The sequence below is a fragment of the Campylobacter sp. 1569 genome, assembly GCF_024723675.1.
Classification (GTDB): Bacteria; Campylobacterota; Campylobacteria; order Campylobacterales; family Campylobacteraceae; genus Campylobacter_D; species Campylobacter_D jejuni_C.
The window spans coordinates 1-204 of record NZ_JANQDB010000079.1 but is presented as its reverse complement, the minus strand read 5'-3'; the positions used below and the strand labels follow the sequence as shown (position 1 = coordinate 204).

The 204-nt window shown below is 27.5% G+C and carries 1 protein-coding gene; it reads right to left on the bottom strand.

The features are described 5' to 3' along the window. Positions 1 to 204 (bottom strand): 6-hydroxymethylpterin diphosphokinase MptE-like protein (locus CAMP5060_RS08260; protein WP_337218219.1); only part of this gene is annotated, 204 nt, incomplete at both ends.

Here is a 204-nt window from a genome sequence, read left to right as displayed (position 1 = left end):
TAAGATTTATTTGTTTTTTCAAAAGCGTTTATGGTGCTTTGGTGAACTAAACTTGTGGCAATAAACAATATATCTTTTTCAAAGTCTTGATTATCTTGTTCAAAACATTGATAAACAAGGCCATGTCTTTCTAATGCTAATACATAATCAGGTTTTATATTATGTTTTACTAATATAGGATATGCTGTATCAGCACAAAAGATA